This window comes from Streptomyces sp. NPDC001732 (assembly GCF_053596315.1).
In genome coordinates this window covers 1-19,212 of record NZ_JBSFFY010000015.1, presented here as the reverse complement: position 1 = coordinate 19,212, position 19,212 = coordinate 1, and the positions used below count along the sequence as shown (strand labels likewise).

Sequence of the window (19,212 nt, the reverse complement as noted above, 5' to 3'; positions counted from 1 at the left end):
GTCGGTGGCCGGCCCGGGGTCACGTCGGGGCGATCGAGCGGCCCAGCAGGGCGCTGATGTCGTAGGACTGGTCCGGCGGCGGCGTGGCCGTGGGCACCGGCTTGTCGAAGGCCGAGAAGCCCACGACCGCGTCGGCCCCGCCGCCGCGCACCGTGATCCTCAGCGGGTACGGCTTGCCCGTGGCCGCGACGTACATCGTCAGCGTCCGGTCGTCCTGCGTCCGGGTCAGCGGGACCACCGGAGCCCCGGCGAGGGTGGTCTTCCGGCCCTTGTCCAGCGTCCCCCGTTCGTTGTCCGCGTTGTCCCTGACCAGCTTCTGGAACGTGTCCAGGTCGCAGCCGTCCGCCAGGCCGCGCAGCCGGGGATCGTCGGCCGAGCCCTTCATGTAACGCCCGTCGAGGATCGCGGCGAAGGCCGAACCGCCGCCCGGGACCTGGTTCTTCCAGAAGTTCGCGTCCGGCTTGACCCAGACGGCTTCGCCGCGCTTCACGATCCGGACCGAGCCCTGGTTCCTGCCGAGATCCACCGAGCCGTTGCAGTTGCCGTCCCGGTCCAGGGTGAGTTCCAGCCTCATCGGCGGGCTGTCGGTGCCGAGATCGCCGCGCGTGCTGAGGTGCAGGGAACGGGCGCTCAGCAGGGCGTCGCGGGAGCGGTCCGCGATCTGCTGCGCGGGGAGGTCGTCGATGCCGTTGTCGGCCCGCGCCGCGCCACCGCCCAGGACGCTGCCGCCGGTGATACCCAGGAGGACGACGGCCGTCCAGGCGGCCCGGCACGTGCGGATGCGTCGACCGGTCACGTCGCCTCCCTCGGGGAACCCGTCGGGCCTGTTCCCGTCGGGCCTGTTCAGGCGTGCGATCCGATGGTTCCGAGCGTACGCCGGGAGCGGGCCGGTCGCACGGGGGAGGACACCGCGACCCTGCGCACGCAGCGTGACGTTCTGCCGCGTTTTGGGTGACGGGGAGTGGGGGACGGTTGTCGGCGCACCGGGTCCGCCGTCGCCGGGGCCGCCCTCGGCGAGTCCGTCGGCGCCGGGCCCGCCACCCACGAGAAGGAACGGGAAGACATGAAGCTGTCGACGGGAAATGTGTCCAGGACGGTGCTGCGGGGCCTCGTGGTGACGGGGGCGGCCGCCGCGCTCGCGGTGCCCGTGAGCGCCGCCACCGCCCTGGCGCCCCCGGCCACCCCGCCGGGCCTGTCCTGCGAGACCGGAAAGCACGAGATCGACGACTACACCGGCTTCGCGCTGTGCCGGAACAACGGCAGCACGGCGCAGACCTTCTGGGTGCACCTGGTCTGCGGCTGGTCCCCGGACGTGGACGGCGAACACGTCACGCTCAACCCCGGCCAGTCCGGTCAGTCCACCGCGCACTGCGGCAGCCTGGGCACCGGCATCGGGGAGATCACCGTCCAGCCGTAGGGTCCGGCCGCGGCGCGCCGTCCTCCAGCAGACGCGGCAGCGCGCCCGCGAGCCGCTCCCGCAGCCGGTCGGGGCCGCCGTCCACCCACGGGTGGGCGGCGTGGAACGCGGCCCAGTCCACCGGCCAGTCCAGCACCGTCCGGGGCGTGAACCCCTCCGCGTGCGGGCCGAGCACGGTGCGCAGCAGGCGGGGCGGGAGCCGCGTCCCGGGGTGCTCCGCGAGCAGCACCGCGTCGTACAGGTCCTTGGCCGCCGACCGGCCCTCCGCCTCCTGGTCCTCGGCGAGCCACAGCAGTTTCCAGGCCAGCGAGAGCCCCGGGTCCGCGGTGCGCACCGGCGTCGGCGGACCGCCGTCACCGCGCGGGCAGGCCGTCCACACCGGGGTCCGGGGCAGCCGCTCGTCCTGGGCGAAGTCCATCCCCAGCTCGCCCGGCGGCAGCCCGTCGGCCTGCCAGGGCACGAGGACCCGCACACCGGGCGTCTCGTACTCCCGGTACATCCACGTGTCGTCCGCCCTCACCCGGTCCGGATCGATGCGTATCCCCTCGGGCGGCGGCGGCCCGGCCGCCAGGGCGGCGACGACCTCGGCGAGGGTGGAGCGAGGCGTGTACATGCCTCCGAAGTCCTCGCACTCCCCGGACTCGTCGGAGTCGTCGAGGTCCTCGGACTCGATCCAGTGCAGCCCCTCGGGCGCGATCAGGGGCCGGGCACCGGCGGTCTCGTGGGACTCCTCGTCCGTCCACAGCTCGGGAACGGCCGCGCCGTGCGCGGCTTCCGGCCAGTGCTGGACCGTTTCGATCCCGGAGACGTACGGGTAGGGATCGAGAGGGTCGACGAAGTCCTCCGCCGACGGCCCGAACACCATCCAGTCCAGGTCGCCCGGCTCCCGCGCCGCCGCGCCCACCCACGCCCGGAGCGGGAAACTGCCGCGCAGGACCAGTTGGCCGCCCCACGGCGACCCGGCGATCACGCGCAGCAGATGGTCCTGGGCGGCGCGCCGGGCGGCCCGCCAGCGCGGGGCGAGCGCCGGGTCGTCGAACACCGGTTCCCCGGGAACGGGGCGGTCGTGCGTGGTCACGGCGACACCTCGACCCGCTCGTCGATCCAGCCCGCGTCCACCGCCGGATGGTCGTCGTGCACCACGAACTCCTCCTCGACCTCCAGGACTTCGAGCCCGGCACCGGCCAGCGCGCGCAGGAGCGCTTCGAGCCGGGCCCGCGCCCCGGGCCGGCCCACCGCGCGGCAGCGCTGCGTGACGAACCGCTCGTGGCGCCCCCGGCCGTCGGTGCGACGGGCGTTGCGCGACAGGTGCGCGCCGTGGCGCTCGGCCGCGGCCCGTGCGGCGGCGAGGTCGGACTCGCCGGAGAGCAGCAGCTTGACGTGGTGCTCGAAGTGGCAGTCCGGGGACAGCGCGGCGGCCTCGTCGACCGTCCCCGGCACGTCCTCGTTCCACGGCGCGGCCTCGATCTTCACCCGGACGACGGGGAACCCCGCCGCGCTCAGCGCCTCCGCCCGCAGCCCCGCGGCGGCCCGCTGTCCGGAGAGCGAGCCCCGGCCCCGTTCGGTCAGCATGGGCTGGTCCGGCACGGCGCCGCGGTCCAGGACGATGCGGGTGAGTTTCAGGCCGTGCAGCCGGGCCCAGCGCGCCAGCCGGGCGTCCTCCTCCGCGTCGTCGGCGCGGGGATCGAACCGCACCGTCAGATGCGTCTCGAACTCGCCCTCGAACTCCGCTTCCACACGCCCTCCATCCGTGCCTTCGCCATCCGTGCCTTCGCCATCCGTGCCCGGGTCGCACCGGACCACTGCCCGGCCCGTCCCCGTCGGCAGAACTTAACAAGCAGCACTGACACTGCCCGGCGCGCCGCCCGGCCCCTCCTCCCCGGGCCGCCCGGCCCCCTCCACGGCGCGCTACCCCGCCACTTTCCGCCGAACGGTTGAGCGGACTGCTCACTACTCGTTACCCTCCGGTAAGTTCGTTCGGACCACAGACGCGTCGCGCGCCTCTGCCGATACGAGGAAGGCGGTCAGCCCATGTCCTCAACGCAAGCCGTGGAAACCACCGGTCCGGCCGGTCCGGCCGGACTGGCCGACAGCGCACGGGAGCTGGCCGAGGGCACCACCACCTCGACCGAGCAGGTGTCCGCCGCGCTGCGCCGCATCGAGGCGAGCCGGAGCACCCTCAACGCCTTCCGGCACCTGCGCGCCGAGGCCGCGCTCGCCGAGGCCGCCGAGGCCGACCGCCGGCTCGCGGCGGGGGAGCGGCTGCCCCTGCTCGGCGTACCGGTCGCGGTCAAGGACGACACCGACGTCGCCGGGATGCCGACCCACTTCGGCTGCGACGGCGACCTGCCCGTCGCCGCCGCCGACAGCGAGGCCGTACGCAGGCTGCGCGCCGCCGGAGCCGTGATCGTCGGGAAGACCAACTCCTGCGAACTCGGCCAGTGGCCGTTCACCGAGGGCCCCGCGTTCGGCGCCACCCGCAACCCGTGGCACACCGGCCACACCCCCGGCGGCTCGTCCGGCGGCTCGGCGGCGGCCGTCGCGGCCGGTCTCGTGCCCGCCGCGCTCGGCTCGGACGGCGCGGGCTCCGTCCGCATCCCGGCGGCCTGGACCCATCTCGTCGGCATCAAGCCCCAGCGCGGCCGGATCTCCGGCCACCCGCACCGCGACTTCCAGGGCCTGACCGTCAACGGACCGCTCGCCAGGACCGTCGCCGACGCCGCGCTGCTGCTCGACGCGGTCGCCGGGGCCCACCCCCACGACCCGCACCGGCCGCCGCCCGTCGACGCCTCGGCCGCCGCCCGCCGCGACCCCGGCAGGCTGCGCGTGGCGCTCGCCTGGCGCCCCCCGTTCACCTTCACCGGCTCCGAACCCCACCCCGACGTGCGCCGCGCCGTCACCGCACTGGCCGAAACCCTCGCCCGGCTCGGCCACGACGTCGAGGAGGCCAGGCCCCGCTACGGGCTGATCGGCCTCGGCTTCGTCCCCCGGGCCACCGCCGGGATCGCCGAACTCGCCGCCCGCCACCCCGACCCCGCGCTCCTCGACCCGCGCACCCGCAGCGCACTGCGCACCGGCACCCGGCTCGGCGGCCGGGTGGTGCGGGCGGCCAGGGAACGCGAAGTGCGCCAGCACCGCAGAATCGGCGCGTTCTTCCACGGCTCCCGCACCGGCACCGGCTACGACGTGCTGCTCACCCCGACGACCGCGCTGCCGCCGCCCCCGATCGGCCGGTTCGACGGGCTCAGCGCCTGGCGCACCGACCTGGCGATGACCGAGGCGTGCCCGTACGCCTGGCCCTGGAACGTACTGGGCTGGCCCGGCATCAACGTACCGGCGGGCTTCACCGGCGCCGGACTGCCGGTCGGCGCCCAGCTGCTCGGCCCCTCCCGCAGCGAGGAGCGGCTGATCTCCCTCGCCGCGCAGCTGGAGGCGGACCGGCGGTGGTACGAGCTCCGGCCGCCCGCCGCCACGGCCGCCCCCGGGGTCGGCTGACCGCCCGGGGGCCGGCCGACCGCCCCACCCCCTTCCGCCGCCCGGCCGCGGTCGCTCGCACCGGAGCGGGAAAACCGGGACCATGGATGTGGAGTGGATGGGTGGTGAGCGGTATGGCGCGCGCAGGTCCGCAGTCGGAGCCCGGCCCCGAACCGCCGCCGCCCAGCGCTCCCCGGCACACCCACGACGCGGCGAACGACGCGACCGCCGTGGTCGCCGGCACCGGCACGGTCGTCGGCTGGACGCACAGCGCGCAGGAGCTGCTGGGGTACCGCGCCGTGGACGTGGTCGGACGGTCCGCGGGCTTCCTGCTCGCCATGCCCGAGGACCCGGTCCGGGTCGCGGGGATCGCCGAACGGTGCCGGGCCGGCGTGGGATGGAGCGGCGTCGCCGAGGTGCGGCGGAGCGACGGCTGCCGGATCGAGGTGGACCTGCGGGTCTCGGCCGCGTTCCACCTGGACGGACGGGAGTGCTTCCTGGTCTCGGGACGCGAACGGCGCCCGGAGTGGACGGTCGGGCAGTCCGTGCTGGACGCCTTCCTGACCAGCTCGCCGATCGGCATGGCCGTGCTGAGCCCGAACCTGCGCTACCTCTGGATGAACGACACCCTGGAACGCTTCGGCGGCGTGCCGCGCGAACAGCGCCTGGGCCGCCGGCTGAACGAGGTGCTCCCGGGGCTGGAGGCCGACGCCATCGAGACGCTGATGCGCAGGGTGCTGGACACCGGGGTTCCCGTCATCGACTACGAGTACCTGGGCTGGAGCTGGGCCGATCCGCACCGCAAGCGCGCCTACTCCACTTCGTTCTTCCCGCTGACCGACGGCGACGGCAACGTCACCGGGCTGTGCTACATGGTCCTGGACGTCACCGACCGGTGGAAGGCCCAGCAGCGCCTGGCCCTGGTCAACGACGCCGGAGCCGCGATCGGCTCCACCCTGGACGTGATGCACACGGCCCAGGAACTGGCCGACTTCGCGGTGCCGCGCTTCGCCGACTTCGTCCTCGTCGACCTGCTGGAACCGGTCGCCAGCCCCGAAGACCCCGCCCCCTGGCCGCTGGGCCCGGGACTGACCCGCGCGGACCTCGCCCGGGCCGGCGCCTTCGACCCCCCGCTCCGGCCGATGATGCGCCGGGCCGGGATGAGCTCGGTACGGGAAGGCTGCCCGGAGGCGGTCGGCCGGATCGGGGACCAGGTCGACTTCATGCCCCCGCCCCACGACATCCGGTTCCTCACCGACGGCGAGCCCGTCCTCGTCCCGGTCCTCGATCCGGACAGCCACGCGTGGACGACCGAACAGCCCGCCAGGACGGCCAGCATCCGGGAGTTCGGGCTCCACTCCCTCATCTGCGTACCGATGCGGGCCCGGGACACGGTGCTCGGCCTGGTCACCTTCGTACGCTCGGTGAACCTCTCCCCCTTCGAACCGGACGACGTGCTCCCGGCCCGCGAAATGGTGGCACGGGCCGCGGTGTGCGTGGACAACGCCCGCCGCTACACCCGCGAGCACGCCGCGGCCCTGACCCTCCAGCGCAGCCTGCTCCCGCACACACTGCCCGGCGGCATGGCACTGGACGTGGCCTCCTCCTACCTCCCGGCGGACGTCAAGGACGGTGTCGGGGGAGACTGGTTCGACGTCATTCCGCTGTCCGGCGCCCGGGTCGCCCTGGTCGTCGGAGACGTCGTCGGACACGGCATCGCCGCAGCCGCGACCATGGGCCGGCTCCGCACCGCGGTGCACACCCTCGCCGACATGGACCTGCCCCCCGACGAACTGCTGGCCCACCTCGACGACCTCGTGCTCCGCCTCAGCGAGGAGGAACCCGAGACCGGGGCGCGCGGCACCCCGGTCCTCGGCGCCACCTGCCTGTACGCCGTCTACGACCCGGTCACCCAGCGCTGCACCATGGCGCGCGCCGGCCACCCGCCGCCCGTCCTCGTCTCCCCGGACGGGCGCGTCACCTTCCTCGAACTGCCCCCCGGCCCCCCACTGGGCCTGGGCGGGATGCCCTTCGAGACGGCGGAGGCCGAACTGCCGGAAGGGAGCCTGATCGGCCTCTACACCGACGGACTGATCGAGGGCCGGGACCAGGACGCCGAACTCGGCATGTCCCGCCTCGGCGGAGCCCTGGCCCAGCGCGGACTGTCCCTCGACGCCCTGTGCGCGGCGGTCGTGGAACAGCTGGTCCCCGCGCCCCAGCCCGACGACGTCGCCCTGCTGCTCGCCCGCACGCACGAGCTGGGCGCCGACCACGTCGCCTCCTGGGAGGTGCCCGCCGACCCGGCCGCCGTCGCCGGTGTCCGGGCCCGGACCGCCCGTCTGCTGAGCACCTGGGGCCTGGAGGAGCTGCAGATGACGACCGAGCTGATCGTCAGCGAACTCGTCACCAACGCGGTGCGCTACGCCACCGGCCCCATCCGGCTCCGGCTGCTGCGCCAGTCCGTCCTGATCTGCGAGGTCTCCGACACCAGCAGCACCTCACCCCGGCTCAGGCACGCCCGGACCACGGACGAGGGCGGGCGGGGTCTCTTCCTCGTCGCCCAGCTCACCCACCGCTGGGGCACTCGTTACACACCCGAGGGCAAGGTCATCTGGACCGAGCAGGAAATCCCGCCCGAAGGAGAGGAAATCGGCCCGAACGAGGGAGATTTCCGCATTGACGGAGAGGAACTCCGCGTGGACGAGGGAGAGTTCCGCGTCGAAGGAGAGGAACCCCGCACGGGAGAAAGAGATTTCCGCGAGGGCGGTGGGGAACTCCCTGCGGGCGAGCGGCAAGTCCCGCCCACCGAGCAGGAGTTCCCACCGGACCGGCCGGAGTGCTGAGCCCCGGCCCGCACAGGCGCCGGGGCCGGCCCCCCGGCGCCCGTGCGGGCGGACGGGACGCCGGCCCCCGGGCCCGTACCGTCACGGCACCCGGGCGGTCCACTCCTCGGTGCCGAACTTCGTCTGCACCAGCTTCTCCGCCCGGCTCATCTCTTCCGTCGTGACCTCGCCGGTGGTCAGCCCGTAGCGGTTGCGGAAGGAGTCGATCATGTTCTCGATCACCTGTTCCCGGGCCAGGCCGGTCTGGCGGCGGAGCGGGTCGACACGCTTCTTGGCGCTCCTGGTGCCCTTGTCGGAGAGCTTCTCCTTGCCGATGCGCAGCACCTCCAGCATCTTGTCGGCGTCGATGTCGTACGACATGGTCACGTGGTGCAGGACGGCTCCAGGGCCACCGTCGGGGCCGACGATCCGCTTCTGGGCGGCGCCGGCGATCTTTCCGGCGTCGGTGGCGATGTCGTTGAGGGGCTGGTACCAGGCCTTGATGCCCATGTCGCCGAGCGCGCCGAGCACCCAGTCGTCGAGGTAGGCGTAGCTGTCGGCGAAGGAGAGGCCCGACACCAGCGACTCCGGTACGGACAGGGAGTACGTGATGGTGCTCATGGGCTCCACGAACATGGCTCCACCGCCGGAAATGCGGCGTACCACGGTCATCCCGTGCTTCGCCGCCCCCCCGGGGTCCACCTCGTTGCGCAGCGACTGGAAGCTGCCGATGACCACGGCGGGCGAGGCCCATTCCCAGACCCGCAGGGTGGGAGCCCGCCGCCCGGCGGCCACCTCGGCGGTGAGGACCTCGTCCAGTGCCATGTGCAGGGCCGGGGCCTGCGGCTCCATGTGCACCAACTGCCAGGCGTAGTCGCTCCACTCGGTCGCGTGGGCCAGCGCTCGCCGAACGGCGATGCCGACCCCCTCGGCGGTCAGCCCGAACATGACGGTCGACTCCGGCAGCGCTGCAGTGATCCGGGCCGCCAGGCCTGCGGCGTCCGTCGAGGAGGGGGCACCCTCCAGGGCCCTGTCGATCGAGAGGATCGCCTCGTCGGGCTCCAGGAAGAAGTCCCCGGCGACGCGCACATTGCGCAGTACGCCTTCCTCGACATCCAGATCCACGACGACAAGCTTGCCGCCGGGCACCTTGTACTCGCCATGCACGGTTTCGTTTCCTTCCGGTTCAGTGCGCGGCACGGTCCCTGAGCCCGTTGTTCCGGCACGGGACGGACGCGCACATGATCGCATCGCACTTCAATGCTCGTTCGTGATGATCGGCTGCGCAGCCTCGATTCTGCTGGAGCGGCACCGGACATGCGGCGGCCGTTCCTGCCGGACTTCTGCCGGCTCGAACAACTCGGCGTGCAACCTGGAGGGTTGTTCAAAAGTCCTGCGGGACAGCCCTTGGACGTCAGACGGGCGGCAACAGATCGCCCTCGCTGATGGTGTACGTCAGCGGGGGGTGGACGAAGTCCGTTTCATTGTTCTCACGGCGTCGCAGTCGATAAAACTCTTTCCTCTGCTCATCGTCGGCCGACACGAGGCGCGCACCCTGCGGGAGGTACATATGTCCGTCGCGAAACCGAACGAAGGTCTTTGATGTTCGAAACGTTACGCCCAGCCATTGGTTGTCCGCCGTCCGGGCGGGCGCGTCCAGGACGATTTTGTGCCTGAGCCGTCGATTCGATTCGACGGAGAACGCGACGACACTGTTGTGGGCGAGGGGGATCTCGAACCTCTCGCCACCGGACTCCTTCGACTCGAAGACCAGCTTCCTCGGCGGGCTCGCTTCGGGATGTCGGTAGCAGGAGAAGACGGCGATGAACGACTCGTCGGCCAGATCGAGGGCTTGGTCGGAATGGCTGCCCATGGTTGTGCAGGCGTTCGTGTAGCTCTCGACGAGGGCGTTGTTGAAGCCGACCGGAAGCGCCGCACGTTCTTGAATCTGTTGCGCCAGCCGTTCGTGCACCGCCCGGAAACGCTGCGCCGGGCCGCTGTACCGAGTGGTGGTGCGTACGAGAGGCACACCGCCCGCCTCGTCGATCTTGGTGAGCACGGCGCCTCGCCGGCCTTTTCCCACGTCTTCCAAGCGAGCCGACGCGGACAGCTCCGAAAAGAGATTCTCCTCGATCGGCAAAGAGTACGAGAGGATACCGTCCGAGACCCTAGACCCGAGGGGCAATGTAATCTCCCGTATTCATGCTGAAGAGAAATTTGTCGCCGTAATCGATGAAGGACGAGGTCCTGTTCTCCTCGGCGTACAGCCTGCGCAGCTCGTCCATGCCGACCGGTGTGGGTGGTCCCAGCTTCACCAAGTCGCCGGCCACTTCGAGGAACGTGCTGCCGTTCCTGTGAACGGCTTCGGTGCCCGAACAGCGCACCACGTATCCCAGGCGGGTCGGGAGCAACTCGGCGTCCAGTGCCGAGGGCCGGATTTCGTGCGTATACAGACGGTTGGTGGACAGCGGCATGAAGAACACGGAGCCGGGGTGGAGGGTCAGGGTGAACTGCGGGGGGAGCGCGACCCCGTCACGTTCTTCGATCGGATCCTTGAGGCGAAAGTGGAGTCTGGTCAGCCCGCTGGCACCTTTCACGCCGTAGTCGAAGGCGTCTTCGGCCAGGGGCTGCAGCTTGTCGAGCCGGTCGTAGAAGGTGCAGAAGGCCATGATGCCGTTGACGGGCATGTCCTTGGTCTTGTCGGCATGGGCCGAGATCTTGGCCTTGGACTGCTTGCGCTCGGCCGTGGCAAGGGTGTTGTGGTAGATCTGGGCGAGGACGTGATTCAGCGGTGCCTGGTTCCGGAAGACGGCGGCGGCCTCGTGGTTCAGGGCCTCGACGATGTGCGTGTCGGTCGGGCGGAAGTTCTCGGTCGGCCCCGAGAGATTCGTGGAGCACCGGAGCAGGCGGAAATGCAGTTCGTCACCGTTCCGTGTGACGGGCGTCAGATAGATTCCGCTGCGATGGGCCGTTCCGGGTTTGGTGGACTCCGTCAGGGACTGGAACGCGTGCTCCGCACGGATCCGTCCGAAGAGATCGGCGTCGAGTCCGAAGAAGCGGCGGTAGTACACGCCGACGCCGTGTACGCGGACGGGAACTCGGCCGACGTCGACGAGGGTCCACGGTTTGTCGGCGTCCTCACGGTAACCGTGTGACAGCTCCCGGATGACGAACACCCGGTCAGCCGAACGAAGTTGGCGGTCGCCGATCCCGGATATGTCGCCACACAGGTAGACGGTCCTCTGCGCGAGGTCGGTCGAACCGGAGGCCAGGTCCTCCGGGGTGAGCACGGACCCGAAGAAGTCCCTGATCAAGTCATGGTCCTGCAACGTCGAAGGCGCAACCAAGATGTTGCTCGCATCTTCGATGCAGGCTTCTGTCAGCTCTGGTGTGTGCATCAAGCGGTACCTGTCATTCGCAGACCCTGATGAATTGTTCAAAACCGTGGACATGGCAAAGGCCCGCATCCTTTCATTCGCGTTGCGAAGCACAAACGAAAGGAGACGGACCGTTGAGCCTCGATGCTCTCACGGGGCTCGACAGCGGGCAACGGGTTCCGACCGGCCGACGGCATCCACGGCCGGCAGCTCTTCGTCCCGCCCGGCCTCGGCCTCGTCGCAGTCCACTCCGGCCCGCAGGTCGTCTCCCCGGACGTGCCGGTCGCCCCGCTCGTCCAGGCGCTCCCGCGGATCGGGACCCGCCCCGGGTCGACTCGGTGAACGTCCTGTGAATCGGGCCGCGAGGACAGCGGCCCTGCCGGGGACCCGAGGCTTCGACCCCGCCGTGGTGCTCGGACCTCTCAGGAAGTTCCCAAAATCTCTCCGGAGGTGATCAGGGCGGGCTGGCAGCGTCGGCGCCTGTTCCGATACGCCTCGACCGACGTGGAGCGTCTGCTGTGGCCACATTCCTTTCCCGGCTGGGCCGGTTCTCCTTCCGGAGGCGCCGGCCGGTCGCGTTGCTGTGGGTGGTGCTGCTCATGGGGACGGGGGTGCTGGCGGGGAGGGCTCCCGCCGCGCCGCCGAACGACTTCTCCATGCCCGGGACGGAGGCGCAGCAGGCGTACGACCTGCTGGAGGAGAGCTTCCCGGGGCTGAACGCCGACGGCGCGACGGCCCGGGTGGTGTTCCGGGCGGAGGACGGCAAAGTCACCGACCCCGAGGCGAAGAAGGCCGTCCAGGAGACGGTCCGGGCACTCGGTACCGACCCCCCCCAGGTCGTCCGGGTCACCGACCCGTACGCGACCCGGTCGGTGAGCGAGGACGGCTCGACCGCCTACGCGCAGGTCTCCTACAAGGCGTCCGCCTCGGAACTGGAGGAGAGCTCGCGCACCGCGCTCCAGGACACCGTCGAGCGCGCGGGCTCGGCCGAACTGAGGGTCGAGGCCGGCGGCAACGCCGTCACCGCGGCCGCCGGCGGGCACTCCTCCGAGGCCCTGGGCCTCGCGGTGGCCGCCGTGGTGCTCGTCCTCACCTCCGGTTCGCTGCTCGCCGCCGGACTTCCCCTGCTCACCGCCATCCTCGGCGTCGGCATCGGCGCACCGGCGATCAAGGTACTCGCGGAGCCGCTCGGCCTCGGCTCGATCACCAGCGGCCTCGCCACCATGATCGGCCTCGCCGTCGGCATCGGCTACGCCCTGTTCGTCGTCTCCCGCTACCGCGCGGAACTCGCCCGCGGCAAGGACCGGGAGGAGGCGGCCGGGCATGCGGTCGGCACCGCGGGCTCGGCGGTCGTGTTCGCCGGTCTGACCGTCGTCATCGCCCTGGCCGGGCTGTGGGTGGTCGGCATCCCGCTGCTGACGCAGATGGGTCTCGCCGCGGCCGGCACGGTCGTCATCGCTGTGCTCATCGCCGTCTCGCTGATTCCCGCGCTGCTCGGGATCTGCGGCCGCCGCCTCGGTCCGGCCCGCGCAAGGCGGCGCCGCGCCGACGACGACCGGCCGAAGCCGGGCACGGGTGTGCGCTGGGCCCGGTTCACCGTCCGGCGGCCGGTCGTCGTCCTTCTGTGCGGGGTCGCGCTGCTCGGGGTGATCGCCGTGCCCGCGGCATCGCTGGAGATGGGGCTGCCGGGCGACGAGAGCAAGCCGGCGTCGACGACGCAGCGCCGCGCCTACGACCTGCTCGCCGAGGACTTCGGACCGGGCTTCAACGGCCCGCTGACCGCGGTCGTCCGGACCGAGGACGGCGGCAGCGCCGAGAGCGCCGTCCAGGACGTCGCCGAGGAGATCCGCGGCAGGAAGGACGTCGCCGCCGTCGGGCAGCCCCGGCTGAGCGAGTCCGGTGACACCGCCGTCCTCAACGTCGTCCCGGCGGCCGCGCCGACGAGCACCGGGACGGCCGACCTCGTCGGCGAGCTGCGCGCCCCGCAGCTCGCCGACGAGAACGACGCCCGGGTCCTGGTCGCCGGATCGACGGCGATGAACGTGGACGTCTCGCAGAAGCTGTCCGACGCGCTGCTCCCGTACCTGGCACTCGTGGTCGGCCTGGCGTTCCTGCTGCTCATCGCCGTCTTCCGGTCCCTCCTCGTGCCCCTCAAGGCAGCCCTGGGCTTCCTGCTGTCCGTCCTCGCCGGCCTCGGCGCGGTGGTCGCCGTCTTCCAGTGGGGCCGGCCGGCCTCCCTCTTCGGGGGCGCCGAACCCGGTCCCGTGATGTCGATGATGCCGATCCTCATGGCCGGCGTGGTCTTCGGCCTCGCCATGGACCACGAGGTCTTCCTCGTCACCCGGATGCGCGAGGCGTACGTCCACGGGACGGCGCCCTCTCCCGCCGCCCCGTGCCCCACTCCGAACCGCGTCCACAGGCCGAACAGGTGCACACGGATACTGTCAACTGCGCAGGCCCCATGCCTTCGGTACGACCAGGCCGCCGTCGACCGTCTCGCCTTCGGCGGCACCGACATCGAGACCGGAACCCACTCCTGCCGCCTCGCCACCACCCGAGCCCGCGCCGAACAGCAGCAGGCGGTCGGCTGGGCGGCGAGGGACCATCCGGCCCCTCAAACAGCCGGAGAGCAGGTCACCACGTCGTTGTACGAGGCGGTCGACGCGCTGCCCGTCGCGGACGAGGACCGCACCGGCTACGTGCGCACCGCTCCAGGGTCTTTCGTTCGGATCGGGCCGGACCGGTGAGCGTGCGTGCCGGGGTACGCGAGCCCGGCATGATCCGAACGAAACACGCCCCAGGGCGTGTTTCGAAAGTCCCGTCTGGCCGGGAACGCCCGGCACTTCCCCGAGTTCTCGCCTTCGCTCCAGCGGGGGAGACCCCATTGCTCGCGGCGTTGTCGGTCGTCGGGGCAGCCCGCTGCGCTCTCCTCCCTCCGCCTTGCGATCGCACGCACCGGACGCCCCCGGCCCCGCCCTCCGGGCGGACGACGCTACTTTCGAAACACGCCCTGGGTGAGGGGGCAGGTGAGCGGCAGGACCCGCTCGGTCAGCCGGCCGGTGAGACGGGTGGTGGTGACGGAGGCTTCGGCGAGCCAGTCCGCTGCGGTCAGCTGGTCGGCCAGGTGCGGCAGTTCATCGGGGCCGATGGCGCACCAGGAGAAGAGCCGGTCCAGGTCGACGCCCTGGCCGTCGGGGCCCAGGTGGCCGTCGTCGCTGCTGTGGGTGGCCAGGACCAGGGCGAGCAGCCGGGTGGCGGCGATGGTCTTGGTCTTGCGGAGCTTCTTGTCCGAGACGGCTCTCTGGGCCCACCCGGAGAGCTTGGGCCGCAGTTTCCCGCCGAAGGTGAACGGTCCCGAGCTGCCCTCATCGGGGACCAGGGAGGGGACGGTGATGGAGGTGGGGTTCTCGGGCCGGGAAGCGAGCAGGTCAGCGGGGGTGCAGGGGAGACGGAGCCAGCCGCAGTCGGCCAACTGCGCGACCAGGTCTTCCGGCTCGCCCAGGCCCAGGCCGGTGAGGTCCTGGCCGACAAGATTGCCCGTGCCGGTGTGCGCGGTGCGCAGCGTCAGCATCACCACCAGCAGGCGCGCCTCCGGACCGGGCAACGGGGCGGTGTCGGTGACGTGGGCCAGGACGGACCGGACATGGTCCCACTGGGCGGGGCGGGTCAGCAGGCGGGCCACGCCCGAAGTGTTGCTGCTCGTGCCCTGGCCGGTGCGCTGCTGGTGCTGGAGGCGGACGGTGGTGGCGGCCTGCTCGGCACGCTGGGCGTCCAGGCGCAGGCTCGTGTCGCCGGTGGCCTCGGCCCAGGCCGCGAAGGCGCTCGCCTTGCGGCTGTGGAGGTCGGCCAGGAGCGCCAGGTCGGGTTCGTCGCGTTGTTGGTAGGCGCGGAAGAGGTCGCCGAGTTCGACGAGTTCATCCCGCAGGGCGAGGGGTCGCAGAGTGTGCGGGACGACCCGTTGGGCGATCTTCCCCTGCCGTGGACGACGCCGCACCGGCACGGAGCGAGGAGCCGGAACCGGGTCGGTTGTGGCCTGGCCGGAGTGGGAGAACTGCGGTGCACCCGCGCCCGCCGTTGTCGCTGCGGGGGCCGGGCGGTCGGCGGGCCGGGGCCCGGAGGCCCGGGAGGCGGCTGCGGTCCTCGCTCCCGGCGTGGCGGCCGCACACCGCGAGCAGCACTCCATGGCCTGCCACCAGCGTCCTCCGCGGTCGGTGACCACGGCCAGGACGACTGGCCCGCCGCACTGCCATTCGGTATGTGCGTGGCGGCCGGTTTCGGGCAGATGGGTGCGGCAACCCGCAGCCCGGCACGCGCAGTCCGCCCCGGGCCCGGGGGCGGGGGCGGCGCGCAGGTGGGCCTTGATGTGGGCGACAGCGGCCGCACGGCCGGCGGCCGCGGAAGGAAGGCGCTGCTCGGCGCAGGCGGGGCGGCTGCACGAGACGCGCACCGCCGTGCTGCCCCGGCCTGCGGCGTCCAGCCGCACCGTCCACCGGCGTTCCGGCATTCGCTCGTCCGGCTCGCTCTCTGCGGCCTGCATCATCCTGCTCTTCCTTCCGCTTCCTGGCCTCGATGCCCGTCGCCGCTTCCCGCCGTGCCGGGCGGTGTGCGGGCGACGAGCCCACCGTATGCAGACGCAGGGGCGAAGGCCGGTGAAATCGCCCTTTTTCCCGGCACGCGGCGACAACGCACGCGTCGTGTGGCTGGTATCCGCCCCGGGCCAGGCGTCCTTCGTGGGTGCAGGGGGCGGCGGTCCGGATCGGTGCAGCCGCCACCCGGCTCCGGTGTCCGGCCCTGGGGCGGTGTGTCCGGCCGCTCGCGCGCATGCCCCGGAGCCGCCCGATGCCCCGGGCGAGTTCCGGCACCCCGGCCCGCAGGTCCGGACCGCCCGGCAGCGGACCGCCCGGGGGACCTGAGGGGAAATCACCCCATCGTGGCCACCGTGGCGTTGACGGCACGGGCCGAGTGCGACACCGACCGGCACGTCTACGGCCCGCTCGGCTGCTGTGCCGGCGCCGGGCACGACAAGGATTTCGCCTCCGATGCCCTGCTCGGGCCCTGAAGCGGGGCGGATGGCGGCTCACCGGCTCCCGGACTCAGGACTCGTCGACGGACGAGACGTTGTTCACCGCGATCGTCGAAGAGGCTGTCCCCTGCTGAAGCCGTGGACGCTCGCGGGCCGCGCAGCGACGCCCGACCCGGGCTCGAACGTCCGGAGCCGGTCTCGCTGCTCGTGGCGGAACCCTCTCGTGCACCACTGGCCACGGCGCCCCCCGGGGGAGCAGTCCCGTATCAGTCCTCGACTGCTCGCGCCGACGTGGGCTCGTCAGCCGGCGGGTGGGGTGCGCAGGGCGAGAATGGCCAGGTCGTCGTGGCCGTCGCTGGGGTGGTGGTCGGCGAGGAAGCGCACGAAGTCGTCCAGGGGCAGGCGGACACAACTGGCGGCGTGTTCGGCGAGTTGGGCCAGGCCGTGGTCGATGGGGTGGCCGGGATGTTCGACGAGCCCGTCGGTGAAGAAGACCACAGTGGCTCCGGCGGGCACGGGGTGGGTGTGGTCGGGACGGTGCTGGTCGGTGTCGACCGCGAGCGGCAGGCCCGGCTCGGCATGGAGATACTCCGTGTGCCCGTCGGGGCCGATCAGGAGCGGGGGGAGGTGGCCGGCCGTGCTCCAGTGCAGCCTCCAGCCGTCTTCTGCGGGCTCGATGCGGGCCAGGCAGGCGGTGGTGACGGGCAGATCGGTGATGTCGTCCAGGGTGCGGTCGAGCTGGGCGAGGACGGAACTGGGCGGGGCGAGGCGGTCGTAGAGCAGGGCTCGCAGCATGCTGCGGGTCTGGGCCATGGCGGCGGCTGCGCGCAGGTCGTGGCCGCCGACGTCGCCGATCACGACGGCGCACGTGTTGTCGGGCAGCCACAGGGCGTCGTACCAGTCCCCGCCGAGGTGGCCGGGACTGGGAGCCGGGCGGTAGATGGCGGCGCCGGTGAAGGGGCGCAGGTCGGGCAGGGTGGGCAGCAGGAGGCGCTGGAATTTTTCGGCGCTGGTGCGGAGCTGCTCGAACAGGCTGACGTTCTCGATGGCGATGCCGGCGGCGCCGGCCAGGGCGACGACGATGTCCTCGTCGTCGCGGTCGAAGGGCTGCCCGTCACGGCGTTCGGACAGGTAGAGGTCGCCGTAGATGGTGCCGCGGACACTGATGGCGACGCCCAGGAGGGTGCGCATGTGCGGATGGCCCGGTGGAAACCCGGCCGAGGCGGGATGGGAACGGATGTCGTCGACGCGCAGGGGCTCGGGGTGGTGAATCAGATGTCCGAGAACGCCGCGGCCACGGGGGAACTCGATCCCGGCCAGGTTGTCGCGCTCGGACTCCGACAGACCCGCCGTGATGAACTGCCCCAGTTGCCCGCCGGACTCGTCCAGCACGCCCAGTGCGCCGTAGTGGGCGTCGACCAGGTCCTTGGCGGTGGTCACGATGCGGTGCAGGACCGCGGGCAGATCCTTTTCCTGACTGATCGCCAGCACAGCGTTCAGCAGCCCCTGCAGCCGGTCCTTGGCGGTGGTCAGTTCCCGCAACTGCGCGGCGATCTGGTCCAGCTGGCGATTCAGCCGCAGGGACACGTCAATGCGGGACTGCTCGGGTTCTTCCTGCCTGCCTGCCGTCATGACCGCTCGGCCACCGAAGCCGCACCGCGGTCACGCATCGACTCACACAGCCACTCGCACGAGCGGTACACGCCCAGCCTCCTGACTCCACCGTTGTCGGACGAGACCTCAGCGTGACACTGCGAGGTGGTCCACCCCGGCCATTACTCCTGCGGCAGCATGCCTCCAGTCGGCTCCGGCGGTTGGGACTCAGGGCCGTCCCGCAATGCCTGGCGGGCGCACGACGACAGCTGCTTCCCCGAGCTCTCGGCTGCGCCCGAGCAGGGGAGACCCCATCCTCGCCGCGTTGTCGGAACGCCCGAATGCATCCAGCATGCGGGCGCGCCTCCGCCTTGCGATGCACCGCATCCGACGCCGCGCGCCGATCCACCAGGCATTGCGGGACAACCCCTGGGTTGTTGATCGCCGGACCGCAGGGACTCCGTACCGGGAGGCCGCCCGGTCCCCGTCCCCGAACACCACCGCAGGGTTGAGGAGTTCGTCCCACGACCGTTTACCGCAAGGCCGCAGCATGCGCCGGAGCCGGTTCCGCAGCATTGTTCCTGGTCGTTTCGTCGGGTGTTCCGGCGGCGGCGCACGGCTCGATGACGGACCCGGTGAGCCGTGTTTCCGCCTGCTGTGCGGAAGGCGTGGAGTCGCCGCAGTCCGCGGCCTGCAAAGCGGCTGTCGCGGCGAGCGGAAATCAGGCCTTCTACGACTGGAATGCGGTCAACATGGCCAATGCGGCCGATAAGTCGAAGCAGATCGTCCCCGACGGAAAGCTGTGCGGCGCGGCCAATGAGAAGTACCGCGGGCTCGACCTGCTGCGGGCCGATTCGGAAAGGACGACGGCGCCAAGGGCCCGGCCCGGACAGCGACCGCCCCCACCGAAAAGGAGATCGCGGCCGGCGCCGGCAAGTCCTCCGTCACGTACCAGGGGCACGGCGGCGACACCCGCACCCCGGCGGGCACGGGCGGGGCCGACGCGCCCGGGGCGAACGACGCCCCCGGGCCGCTCGGTGAGAAACGCGAGCAGGTCGAACTCGCGCCGGATCAGGGAGAGTCGGGCGCCGTCCAGGTCGGGCAGCCCCAGATCCAGGACGACCACGTCGAAGCGGGAACGGGAGACTTCGCGCAGCGCCTCAAGGGCCGTACCGACACTCCATACGACATGGGACGCCTCGGTCGGGTGCCGGATGAGGGCCGAGCGCACGAAACGGTCGTCCTCGACGACGAGCACACCAGCCATGGGGGAAATCGTGTGTTATTCAATGAAGTGTTCCCCGCTGTGCCGGTCCGGAAGACGGACGGTGCAAGGTGTTCCGGATGCGACGAGGACCGGTGAACATCATGGCGTGGGTGCTCTCCACGGGAGCGGCGGTCACGCTGACCTCTTGAGTTCTAGCGGTCCTCGCAACACTCACGATGATGGGAGTTGCGAGGACCGTGGGCGGTAAGAGGATCGATCCTGCGCTGCGGAAGCGTTTC

At 71.8% G+C, this 19,212-nt stretch carries 13 protein-coding genes and 2 pseudogenes; 6 read left to right on the top strand and 9 right to left on the bottom strand.

Features of this window, described 5'->3' with window-relative positions; genetic code table 11:
* Positions 1–19: 19 nt before the first annotated feature.
* Positions 20–796 carry a hypothetical protein gene (locus ACWCXX_RS17205; protein WP_451127937.1) on the bottom strand — a complete coding sequence of 259 codons (777 nt, stop codon included), beginning with the start codon at positions 794–796 and terminating at the stop codon, positions 20–22.
* A gap of 267 nt (positions 797–1,063) precedes the next feature.
* Here ACWCXX_RS17205 and ACWCXX_RS17200 point away from each other — a divergent pair, with 267 nt between their 5' ends.
* Positions 1,064–1,417: a hypothetical protein gene (locus ACWCXX_RS17200; RefSeq protein WP_451127935.1), complete on the top strand. Its 354-nt coding sequence runs from the start codon at positions 1,064–1,066 to the stop codon at positions 1,415–1,417.
* On the opposite strand, the gene ACWCXX_RS17195 is transcribed toward ACWCXX_RS17200, so the two are convergent.
* Both ACWCXX_RS17195 and ACWCXX_RS17190 read right to left on the bottom strand, forming a co-directional pair.
* On the bottom strand, positions 1,401–2,495 hold the full coding sequence (locus ACWCXX_RS17195) for a nucleotidyl transferase AbiEii/AbiGii toxin family protein (RefSeq protein ID WP_451127933.1): 1,095 nt from the start codon (positions 2,493–2,495) through the stop codon (positions 1,401–1,403). The two genes, ACWCXX_RS17200 and ACWCXX_RS17195, sit on opposite strands and share 17 nt — an antisense overlap.
* Positions 2,492–3,154 carry a hypothetical protein gene (locus ACWCXX_RS17190; RefSeq protein WP_451127931.1) on the bottom strand — a complete coding sequence of 221 codons (663 nt, stop codon included), beginning with the start codon at positions 3,152–3,154 and terminating at the stop codon, positions 2,492–2,494. Before ACWCXX_RS17190 ends, ACWCXX_RS17195 begins: the two co-directional genes overlap by 4 nt.
* A 294-nt stretch (positions 3,155–3,448) precedes the next feature.
* Between ACWCXX_RS17190 and ACWCXX_RS17185 the strand changes: the two genes are divergently transcribed.
* A complete protein-coding gene (locus ACWCXX_RS17185; RefSeq protein ID WP_451127929.1) occupies positions 3,449–4,912 on the top strand; it encodes an amidase in 1,464 nt (487 codons plus the stop codon).
* Positions 4,913–5,025: 113 nt separating this feature from the next.
* The gene (locus ACWCXX_RS17180; protein ID WP_451127927.1) at positions 5,026–7,734 is read left to right on the top strand and encodes a SpoIIE family protein phosphatase; all 2,709 of its coding nucleotides are present in this window, start codon (positions 5,026–5,028) and stop codon (positions 7,732–7,734) included.
* Positions 7,735–7,815: 81 nt separating this feature from the next.
* Here ACWCXX_RS17180 and ACWCXX_RS17175 read toward each other — a convergent pair whose 3' ends face one another.
* The 3 genes from ACWCXX_RS17175 to ACWCXX_RS17165 form a co-directional block, all read right to left on the bottom strand.
* Positions 7,816–8,880, bottom strand: a complete 1,065-nt coding sequence (locus tag ACWCXX_RS17175; RefSeq protein WP_451127925.1) for a lipoate--protein ligase family protein — start codon at positions 8,878–8,880, stop codon at positions 7,816–7,818.
* A 247-nt stretch (positions 8,881–9,127) separates the two neighbouring features.
* Positions 9,128–9,898, bottom strand: a complete 771-nt coding sequence (locus ACWCXX_RS17170) for an alpha-ketoglutarate-dependent dioxygenase AlkB (protein WP_451127923.1) — start codon at positions 9,896–9,898, stop codon at positions 9,128–9,130.
* Positions 9,882–11,111 carry a hypothetical protein gene (locus tag ACWCXX_RS17165; protein WP_451127921.1) on the bottom strand — a complete coding sequence of 410 codons (1,230 nt, stop codon included), beginning with the start codon at positions 11,109–11,111 and terminating at the stop codon, positions 9,882–9,884. Before ACWCXX_RS17165 ends, ACWCXX_RS17170 begins: the two co-directional genes overlap by 17 nt.
* A 123-nt stretch (positions 11,112–11,234) precedes the next feature.
* Between ACWCXX_RS17165 and ACWCXX_RS17160 the strand changes: the two genes are divergently transcribed.
* A complete protein-coding gene (locus ACWCXX_RS17160) occupies positions 11,235–11,432 on the top strand; it encodes a hypothetical protein (protein WP_451127919.1) in 198 nt (65 codons plus the stop codon).
* 176 nt (positions 11,433–11,608) lie between these two features.
* Positions 11,609–13,837 carry an MMPL family transporter gene (locus tag ACWCXX_RS17155; RefSeq protein WP_451127917.1) on the top strand — a complete coding sequence of 743 codons (2,229 nt, stop codon included), beginning with the start codon at positions 11,609–11,611 and terminating at the stop codon, positions 13,835–13,837.
* A 245-nt stretch (positions 13,838–14,082) separates the two neighbouring features.
* On the opposite strand, the gene ACWCXX_RS17150 is transcribed toward ACWCXX_RS17155, so the two are convergent.
* Together ACWCXX_RS17150 and ACWCXX_RS17145 are read right to left on the bottom strand one after the other, a co-directional pair.
* Entirely contained in the window at positions 14,083–15,630 is a 1,548-nt protein-coding gene (locus ACWCXX_RS17150) for a hypothetical protein (RefSeq protein ID WP_451127915.1), read from the bottom strand.
* Positions 15,631–16,413: 783 nt separating this feature from the next.
* Positions 16,414–17,745, bottom strand: coding sequence for a PP2C family protein-serine/threonine phosphatase (locus ACWCXX_RS17145; protein WP_451127913.1), 1,332 nt, complete (start codon positions 17,743–17,745; stop codon positions 16,414–16,416).
* A 536-nt stretch (positions 17,746–18,281) separates the two neighbouring features.
* Here ACWCXX_RS17145 and ACWCXX_RS17140 point away from each other — a divergent pair.
* Positions 18,282–18,560: pseudogene (locus tag ACWCXX_RS17140) on the top strand (lytic polysaccharide monooxygenase); the annotation flags it as partial.
* Positions 18,561–18,772: 212 nt separating this feature from the next.
* Here the strand turns inward: ACWCXX_RS17140 and ACWCXX_RS17135 are convergent.
* A pseudogene (locus ACWCXX_RS17135) lies at positions 18,773–18,973 on the bottom strand (response regulator); the annotation flags it as partial.
* Positions 18,974–19,212: the final 239 nt, after the last annotated feature.

Excerpts from the sequence above, each read along its gene's own strand:
- ACWCXX_RS17200 (WP_451127935.1), top strand. The coding sequence starts at position 1,064 with ATGAAGCTGTCGACGGGAAATGTGTCCAGGACGGTGCTGCGGGGCCTC.
- ACWCXX_RS17185 (WP_451127929.1), top strand. The coding sequence starts at position 3,449 with ATGTCCTCAACGCAAGCCGTGGAAACCACCGGTCCGGCCGGTCCGGCC.
- ACWCXX_RS17180 (WP_451127927.1), top strand. The coding sequence starts at position 5,026 with ATGGCGCGCGCAGGTCCGCAGTCGGAGCCCGGCCCCGAACCGCCGCCG.
- ACWCXX_RS17165 (WP_451127921.1), bottom strand. The coding sequence starts at position 11,111 with ATGCACACACCAGAGCTGACAGAAGCCTGCATCGAAGATGCGAGCAAC.
- ACWCXX_RS17160 (WP_451127919.1), top strand. The coding sequence starts at position 11,235 with ATGCTCTCACGGGGCTCGACAGCGGGCAACGGGTTCCGACCGGCCGAC.
- ACWCXX_RS17150 (WP_451127915.1), bottom strand. The coding sequence starts at position 15,630 with ATGATGCAGGCCGCAGAGAGCGAGCCGGACGAGCGAATGCCGGAACGC.
- ACWCXX_RS17145 (WP_451127913.1), bottom strand. The coding sequence starts at position 17,745 with ATGACGGCAGGCAGGCAGGAAGAACCCGAGCAGTCCCGCATTGACGTG.